Here is an 8,932-nt window from a genome sequence, read left to right on the forward strand (position 1 = left end):
GTCGTGATACCTACCGAAATAGATATCGCATTACATATATAAGTATATATTTATTGCATGAACATCATTCATTGAAGCGTTTTTTTGTTCCGCTATAAAAGCTAAGAACTTAAGTAAAACATCAATAAAGTGAGTGTTCACACAAATTGCATGATAACTAATTGTTAAAGAAGAAGATAAGAGTCACATTCGCTCATTATCATCGCTACTGGTAAGTAGCGTGCTTGTTGCCGTAGCCCCGAAGCAGGATGCGTATCATACGCCTCCGAGTTTTGATGTCAACCTTTAATTTAAAATAATTTTAGAATCATTTAAAAGTAAACGTTAAGTGGCTTGTTTATTCGATAAAACGAGTAGATAAGCTATCAAAACAGTTCTTTTAGGCTTCTTTTTGGCTGAACCCCTTGGAACTGGAGCGCATTATAGAGAGCTAACTTGAATGCGCAAGGGTTATTTTCATTTTAATGACTTTTTTGTTTTGAATGCTCATTTAACAAACAAAAAAGAGTGTTTAGTTCAAAAAACACTCTTCATTTGCAGTGTTTATCTTAAAAGCTAGCTACATACAAAGGCCGCCATCAATTTCGACAACTCTGCCCGTAAAAAAATCATTTTCAAAGATGTACTTTGCAGTGTGAGCTATTTCTTCTGCTTCACCTAACCGCCCTACAGGTTTCATTTTTTCCAGTCTATCTCGCATTTCAGGTTTCATAGCATCGGTCATTGCAGTACGTATAACACCTGGTGCAATAGCTCCAACACGAATACCGTGCCTACCAAGCTCCCTTGCCCACGTAGTAGTCATGGCAACAACACCAGCTTTAGCAGCAGCATAGTTAGTTTGTCCGATATTACCACCACGGGCAATTGATGACATATTGATAATCACCCCTGACTTATTTCCTTCTATCATATGCACTGCAGCTTCACGGCCACATAAAAATACGCCAGTTAAATTGACATCAATAACCGATTGAAAGCTCTCTAATGACATTTTTTTACTGACAACGCCATCTTTAGCTTTTACGAACATACCATCTCGCAAGATACCTGCATTATTTACTAATCCGTCAATGCCATTAAAGTCGTGATTAATTTGCTTAAACACTTCTTCTACTGCAGTTTCCTGACTTACATTTGCAAGGTAATACCTTACTTGAGTATTTTCATGCCCTGCGGCATGTACTTGCTTAACGCTTTCTTGTAATTGCTCTTCATTTAAGTCAATCAGTGCAATATTAGCGCCTGACTTTGCGAAATGAATCGCCATAGTTAACCCTAAGCCTTGACCGCCACCAGTGATAACAATTGTTTTATTTTCTAAATTCATAAGATGAGATACTCGCTATTGTCTAATAAGTACTATTTGCTCGGTAAATTGAATACATTAAATATACTGGAAAAATCTTTACTGCCATTGCCTGTATTGGCATGCATAGTGTATAAACTCCGAGCTAAGGCTCCCATAGGGGTTGATGAATGACTTGCCAACGCGGTTTCCATCGCTAAACCAAGATCTTTAGCCATTAAATCAACCATAAAGCCGCCTTGATAGTTATTTGAAGAAGGAACATTATCCATAACATCAGGACAAGGGTTATAAACATCAAGGGTCCAGTTACTGCCAGAGCTTTTACTCATGATGTTAGATAAGACTTTAGGATCTAAGCCATTCGCCATACCTAACTGTAATGCTTCACTGGTACCAATCATTAATATTGATAGCAGCATATTGTTGCAAGCTTTGGCTATTTGACCAGCGCCATGTTCACCAGCATGAAAAATATTCTTTCCCATTGCTTCAAGTATTGGGCTAGCTTGTTCAAACTCAGCTAAACTACCACCAACCATAAAACTTAATGTTCCTGCAACAGCCCCACCAACGCCTCCTGAAACCGGGGCATCAACAAAACCAATCTTTTTTTGAGCTAGCGCTTGGGCAACTTTACATGAAGTAGCGGCATCAATAGTTGATGAATCTATAACTAAACTGTTTGGCTCTATATAATTAATAAGTCCTGTTTTTTCGGTTAAATATACCGCGTCAACATGCTTACCGGCAGGCAACATAGAAATAATAAACTGTGCGTTTTGAACACACTCGGCAGCTGTCTTTTTAGTTACCGCGCCAGCAGCAACAACTTTACTTACCGCCTCATCAGCCAAGTCAAACACGCAGACTTGGTGACCTGCTTTCACTAAGTTAATAGCCATTGGGCTACCCATGTTACCTAAACCGATAAAAGCAATATTCGCCATAATCTTCCCTTTAACCTCTTGTATGTTTAATCATTTTTTAGTTTTACCGTCTACTAGGTTAATTTAGCCAGTGGGTGTGTTTCTTTTGACCAAGCCGAGTCAAAAAACCAATCTAGTACGGATTTTTCAATACAATCAACCGATGAGTAACGCCATTGAGGTACGTTATCTTTGTCGATTAATAAAGCGCGTACACCTTCTAAAAACTCGCCAAAGTAGCCACATTTTACTGCTAAGTTTAACTCCATTTTAAAACAGTCTGCTAATGGCATACCTTTACCACGCTGCAATTGCGAATACGCTAATTGAGCACTTAACATACTGCCTTTTTGTAATGACTGTTGAGCGCGACTTAACCATTTATCATCGCTATCAATAGCATCAATAGCGCTAACAATATCAATTAATGTGCTTTTATCGACAAGCTGGCTGATCAATGCTTGATGTGACTTTATAGGCGAGCTAGGTAGTTTGTTTACACAACTTTGCTCAAACTCTTGTAGAAGCTGTGATGTTTTATCGTGATTAAGCGGAATAGTTTCTCCCCAATTAATCATTTTAAGTTGCTCAAGCAAGTTTTCTTTATGTTGCTGTTCAATAAAATAATCGGCAAGTTGGCAATATTTAGCATCCGCAGCATTAATAGAGGCACCTGTTAATGCTAAAAACAAACCACAGCCTACTGGCATTTTATTGAGAAAATAACTTCCGCCGACATCAGGGAATAAGCCGATGCTAATTTCAGGCATAGCAATACGTGAACTTTCCGTAACCACACGATGGCTAGCACCAGCCATTAAACCTAGCCCTCCGCCCATAACAATACCACTTCCCCAAACAATAAAAGGCTTGTTGAAGGTATGGATTAAAAAGTCTAGTTGATATTCTTGCGTAAAATATTCTGTAATAATGGGAGAAAAGTGATTATCCGTCGTTAATTGATCAGTTGCTGTATTCGCGTCATGAGTGGCAACATGCTCTTTCATTGCCTGATATAAATGAACAATATCGCCACCTGCGCAAAAAGCTTTTTCTCCTTCACCCTGTAAAAAGACCGCGGCAATATCTTGCTGTTGCTGCCAGCTTAATAACTTAGGGTAAAGTAATGCTATCATTTCACCGCTAAGTGCATTGAGTGATTTGGGAGAGTTAAGTGTAATAACCCCTATTTTTTTTCCGTTATCACAGCTCAACTCTTGAAATATAACTACGTCCGTCATAATTTTCCTATTTGATGTTACTAGTTTTGGCTTTTCGGTACTTTCAACTACTCAACGCTTTATTGGCATTGTATATAAGCAGTACTACTTATTTCGCCAAACGGGTTTTCGTTTTTCGAGAAAGGCTTGCACTCCCTCTTTTTGGTCGTGTGAATCAAATAAATCAACAAAAGCCTGACGTTCGTGTACTAATGCCTGATTAATAGGCATAACACGATTTTTTTGAATTAACTGCTTACAAGCAGTTACCGCTACTGGGCTCTGTTTGGCAACTTTTTCAGCAAGAGCAAGAGCACTAGCTTTACCTTCACCTTGAGCAACGACTTCTTCAACTAAATTGATCAATAATGCTTTTTCGGCATTAAGGCGCTCGCCACATAAAATCATACGCTTAGTCCAACCTTCTCCTACAAGTAATGCAAGATTTTGTGTACCACCAGCGCAAGGTAATAAACCTACCGTTGCTTCAGGCAACGCCATAACAGCATGCGCTTCTGCAATTCGAATATCACATGCTAGCGCAACTTCTAAACCTCCGCCCATGGCGTAGCCATTAATTGCTGAAATAGAAACGCCTCTAAAGTCAGATAAAGTTTCAAACGCTTGACCAAAAATATTACTCATCTGCGCAGCAACTTGTTTATCACCATCGGCAAAAACATTTAAGTCTGCACCCGCTGAAAAAAACTTTTCACCATCACCCGTTAAAACCAAGGCATAAATATTTTTGTCTTCATTTAAGGCTAAAACCAAGTCCCGTAAATCAGTTAAACTTTGTGCTGTCCATGTGTGTGCTGGAGGGTTATTAAAGGTAACCACTGCGGTGTGATCAACAATCTCTACTTTTAAATATTGTGATGAATACTCAGACATGTAACTTTTTCTCCTAAATTTTTGGTAAATATGCAGGCAATTATTTCGCTAAAAATACTAAAAAAAGCTAAAGCAGCTGCCCTGCTCCTTCCGTTAATAAGCGACGAGCAATAATAACGCGCATAATTTCATTAGTGCCTTCTAAAATCTGATGAACACGTACATCTCTAAAGTGGCGCTCTAATGGGTATTCTTTAATGTAGCCATAGCCACCGTGAATTTGTAATGCAGCATCACACACTTGAAAACCAATATCGGTTGCAAAACGTTTTGCCATCGCACAATAAGCGGTTTTTTCAGCATCGTTTTGATCCAATTTATAGGCTGCAAGCCTAACAAGTTGTCTAGCTGCAACAAGCTCAGTAGCCATATCAGCTAATTTAAATTGTAAACCTTGAAAGGCGGCAATAGGTTTGCCAAATTGTTCACGTTCCTGCATGTAAGACATCGCAGTATTGAGTGCTTGTTGCGCAGTACCAATAGAACAAGTCGCGATATTTATACGACCGCCATCAAGTCCTTTCATGGCTAAAGTAAAACCATCGCCTTCATTAGCAAGTAAGTTTTCACGAGGTATTTTGACATTATCAAAGGTTATTTGTTTGGTTGGTTGGGCATTCCAGCCCATTTTCTCTTCTGCTTTGCCATAAATAACCCCAGGTGCATCTGCAGGAATAACGACGGCAGACACCCCTTTTGCTCCGGCTTCACCGGTGCGAACCATAACCACTAACACGTCAGTTTCACCAGCGCCTGAAATAAACATTTTTGAACCATTAATAAGATAATGTTCGCCTTCAGCTTTAGCAGTGGTACGTAGTGATGCGGCATCTGAGCCTGATCCCGGTTCAGTTAAACAATATGAAGCGAGTTTTTCACCCGTGACAAGTTCAGCGCACCAAGTATCTTTAACGGCTTTTGTGCCCCAAGTAGCAATCATCCACGTTGCCATGTTATGAATAGTTAACATCGCTGTGGTAGTGGTACACCCCATGGCGAGTTGTTCAAAAATAATTGATGAATCTAATCTACTCAATCCTAAGCCGCCGACTTCTTCTGGCGCATATAGACCACAAAAGCCAAGTTCACCCGCTTTGCTAATAGTTGCTCTGGGGAAAAAGTGCTCTTGATCCCATTGGGCTGCGTAAGGTAATAGTTCGCTGTCACTAAACTGTTTGGCCGTTTCAGCAAACATTTGTTGGTCTTGTGTTAAGTCAAAGTTCATCAATAATTCCTATCGTTAAAAGCATATTCATATATTCAGTAAGTAGTTATTCATCTTTGTGGTATGGTTCAAGTTACAGAAAAAGCACGCAGTTAACGTTAATCAATAAATACTTCTAACAAATAAATTGCTTCATACCACATAACTGGTAACTACATAACTTCTAATGCGATTGCTGTTGCTTCACCACCACCAATACATAAAGAAGCAACACCTTTTGGCTTGCCACCTTCAGTTAACGCTTTATTTTTAAGCGCATGAATTAATGTCACCATAATACGAGCACCACTAGCGCCCAGTGGATGACCTAACGCACAAGCTCCACCATTAACATTTACTTTATTGATATCAAGCGAAAGGTTTTTCACAGCAAGCATAGTTACCATGGCAAAAGCTTCATTAATTTCAAAAAGATCTACCTCTGAAGTTTCCCAGTTAGCTTTCGCAAGCACTTTGGTCATTGCGCCAACTGGCGCTACGGTGAATTCGCTTGGCGCTTGAGCATGAGTTGCATGGGCAACTACTTTACAAAGCGGTGTTAAGCCACGCTTTGTTGCTTCAGATAACTTCATCATCACTAAAGCAGCACCACCATCTGAAATAGAGCTAGAGTTAGCAGCAGTTATAGTGCCGTCTTTTTTAAAAGCGGCGCGTAGCGATGGTATTTTATCAGGGCGTGCATTACCTGGTTGTTCATCGGTATCAATTGTGACTTCTTTACGTCGCTCAATGAACGTAACGGGGGTCACTTCATTTTTAAATGCACCGCTTTCAATCGCCGCATTAGCACGAGATAAAGAGCGAATCGCAAATTCATCCATGGCTTCACGTGTAAAGTTTGAGGCATCAGCCGTTTCTTGAGCAAAGCAGCCCATTGAAATACCATCATAGGCATTTTCAAGGCCATCAAACATCATATGGTCGAGCACTTGACCATGCCCCATACGCATTCCACTTCTGGCATTAGGTAATAGGTAAGGTGCATTACTCATGCTTTCCATGCCGCCCGCAACAGCAACATCAATACTGCCTGCTAATAAAGCATCATGTGCTTGCATTGCCGCTTTCATGCCTGAGCCACACACTTTATTTATGGTGGTACATACCGTAGATAACGCTAAACCAGCAGCAATCGACGCTTGACGTGCAGGGGCTTGCTTTAAACCCGCAGGTAAAACACAGCCCATTATCACTTCATCAACTTGATCATTCGCTATATTGGCTTGCGCTACTGCGGCTTTAATTGCGCTTGCGCCCAACTCAGGTGCACTAACGGCAGATAAGCATCCACCAAAGCCACCCATAGGGGTTCTAACCGCAGAAACAATCACGATAGGATCTGATAATGACATTGTTTTCTCCAACAAAAAGGTTACATAAAAAATACTGATTTAATCAAGACTAACTTAATCACTGCTTTACGCCAACGTAAACTTACTAAGAGATTCTTTTGATCTCAGCCAAACTGTAAGAAGATAATTACAGTTAAATGTAAAGTTGATTGAACTTAAAAACTCAAGAAATAGCTTAAAATATATAGCATTAGTCTGACCTTATCCCTAGGCAGCACTAAAATTAGGCACTAACACAGCATTAGTACAGCAAGCTTAAAAAACTAAGTCTCTCTATTAACAAAACACCGCACAACTTTACGTTAACGTAAACTTCATATAAGATAAATCAATAAATACAATTTTTGAGAAGAAGTAGATGACTAAAAAGATAAGTTCGCTCAGCTATTCCATTAGTGATTTATCAAAAGAATTTGACATTACTACCCGCAGCATACGTTTTTACGAAGACCAAGGATTAATTGCCCCCTCAAGAAAAGGGCAAACCCGTATCTATAATCAACGCGATAGAGTTCGCCTTAAACTGATTTTACGTGGTAAACGATTAGGGTTTTCATTAGCTGAAACAGGACGACTATTTGAGCTTTATGATGTGGATAAAACCAGTGCAACTCAACTCAATAGCATTATGTCTTTAATATCTGACAAGAAATCTGATTTAAAACAGCAGCTTGATGATATAAACGCTGTATTGATTGAACTCGATGATTTAGAGAAAAACTGTAAAGATATTTTATCATCATTAGAAAATAACAAATAACAAATAACAAATAACAAATAACAAATAACAAGCTTACAGAACATAAATGAGGAAACACCATGATTTCACGATACAGCTCTCTTAATTTTAATTTAGGCGAAACCGCCGATATGATTCGCGATCAAGTGAATGCATTTGCCCGTGATGAAATAGCCCCTCGTGCCGAACAAATTGATATTGATAATGAGTTTCCTAATGATTTATGGCGTAAGTTTGGAGACATGGGCTTATTAGGTATTACCGTGCCTGAAGAATTTGGTGGTAGCGGTTTAGGCTATATGGAACATGTTATTGCCATTGAAGAAATAAGCCGTGCCAGTGCCTCGGTAGGTTTAAGCTATGGCGCGCATTCAAACCTTTGTGTAAACCAAATTAATCGCAACGGTAGCCAAGCACAAAAAGAAAAATACTTACCAAAACTTTGCTCTGGTGAACATATTGGCGCACTAGCAATGAGTGAGCCTAACGCAGGCTCGGATGTTGTTAGCATGAAGCTTAGTGCAGTAAAGCAAGGCAATAAATACGTTCTCAATGGTAATAAGATGTGGATCACTAACGGCCCTGACGCTCACACTTATGTTATTTATGCCAAAACAGACCTTAACGCTGGCTCAAAAGGCATGACCGCTTTTATTGTTGAGCGTGATTACCCTGGCTTTTCACGCCATCAAAAATTAGACAAATTAGGTATGCGTGGTTCAAATACCTGTGAGTTGGTTTTCCAAGACTGTGAAGTACCTGAAGAAAATGTTCTCGGAGAAGTTGGTCGTGGCGTGCAAGTACTTATGAGTGGCTTAGATTATGAACGCGTAGTACTTTCTGGTGGCCCATTGGGCATTATGACCGCTTGTATGGATAACGTTATTCCTTATATTCACGACCGAAAACAATTTGGCCAATCCATTGGTGAGTTTCAATTAATTCAGGGCAAAGTTGCTGATATGTACACCCAAATGAATGCCGCTCGCTCTTACGTATATAATGTGGCACAAGCTTGTGACCGTGGTGAAACTACACGTAAAGATGCAGCAGGCGTTATTTTATATAGTGCTGAGCTAGCGACCAAAATGGCACTTGATGCAATTCAAATTTTAGGTGGTAACGGTTATATCAATGAGTTCCCAGTCGCGCGTTTACTACGTGATGCTAAGCTATATGAAATAGGTGCCGGTACTTCTGAAATTCGCCGTATGTTGATAGGCCGTGAATTATTCAACGAATCTAAGTAACCTGAACTCGGTTT

General features: G+C 39.7%; 8 protein-coding genes. 2 read left to right on the forward strand and 6 right to left on the reverse strand.

Annotated features, from left to right (window positions below):
* Nucleotides 1-559: 559 nt before the first annotated feature.
* From KO495_RS11395 to KO495_RS11420, 6 genes are all read right to left on the reverse strand, one after another.
* Nucleotides 560-1,330, reverse strand: a complete 771-nt coding sequence (locus KO495_RS11395) for an SDR family oxidoreductase (RefSeq protein WP_215980534.1) — start codon at nt 1,328-1,330, stop codon at nt 560-562.
* A gap of 32 nt (nt 1,331-1,362) precedes the next feature.
* Entirely contained in the window at nt 1,363-2,259 is an 897-nt protein-coding gene (gene mmsB / locus KO495_RS11400) for a 3-hydroxyisobutyrate dehydrogenase (RefSeq protein WP_215980535.1), read from the reverse strand.
* A 53-nt stretch (nt 2,260-2,312) separates the two neighbouring features.
* The gene (locus KO495_RS11405; protein ID WP_215980536.1) at nt 2,313-3,479 is read right to left on the reverse strand and encodes an enoyl-CoA hydratase/isomerase family protein; all 1,167 of its coding nucleotides are present in this window, start codon (nt 3,477-3,479) and stop codon (nt 2,313-2,315) included.
* 84 nt (nt 3,480-3,563) lie between these two features.
* Nucleotides 3,564-4,352: an enoyl-CoA hydratase gene (locus KO495_RS11410; protein ID WP_215980537.1), complete on the reverse strand. Its 789-nt coding sequence runs from the start codon at nt 4,350-4,352 to the stop codon at nt 3,564-3,566.
* Between the two features lie 67 nt (nt 4,353-4,419).
* On the reverse strand, nt 4,420-5,577 hold the full coding sequence (locus KO495_RS11415; protein WP_215980538.1) for an acyl-CoA dehydrogenase family protein: 1,158 nt from the start codon (nt 5,575-5,577) through the stop codon (nt 4,420-4,422).
* Nucleotides 5,578-5,729: 152 nt separating this feature from the next.
* A complete protein-coding gene (locus KO495_RS11420) occupies nt 5,730-6,929 on the reverse strand; it encodes an acetyl-CoA C-acyltransferase (protein ID WP_215980539.1) in 1,200 nt (399 codons plus the stop codon).
* A gap of 358 nt (nt 6,930-7,287) precedes the next feature.
* Here KO495_RS11420 and KO495_RS11425 point away from each other — a divergent pair, with 358 nt between their 5' ends.
* Together KO495_RS11425 and KO495_RS11430 are read left to right on the forward strand one after the other, a co-directional pair.
* Nucleotides 7,288-7,689, forward strand: a complete 402-nt coding sequence (locus KO495_RS11425; RefSeq protein WP_215980540.1) for a MerR family DNA-binding transcriptional regulator — start codon at nt 7,288-7,290, stop codon at nt 7,687-7,689.
* A 59-nt stretch (nt 7,690-7,748) separates the two neighbouring features.
* Nucleotides 7,749-8,918 (forward strand): isovaleryl-CoA dehydrogenase, encoded by a 1,170-nt coding sequence (locus KO495_RS11430; RefSeq protein WP_215980541.1) that lies wholly within the window; start codon nt 7,749-7,751, stop codon nt 8,916-8,918.
* The last annotated feature ends 14 nt before the right edge of the window (nt 8,919-8,932 follow it).

This window comes from Colwellia sp. D2M02 (assembly GCF_018860755.1).
Classification (GTDB): Bacteria; Pseudomonadota; Gammaproteobacteria; order Enterobacterales; family Alteromonadaceae; genus Colwellia; species Colwellia asteriadis.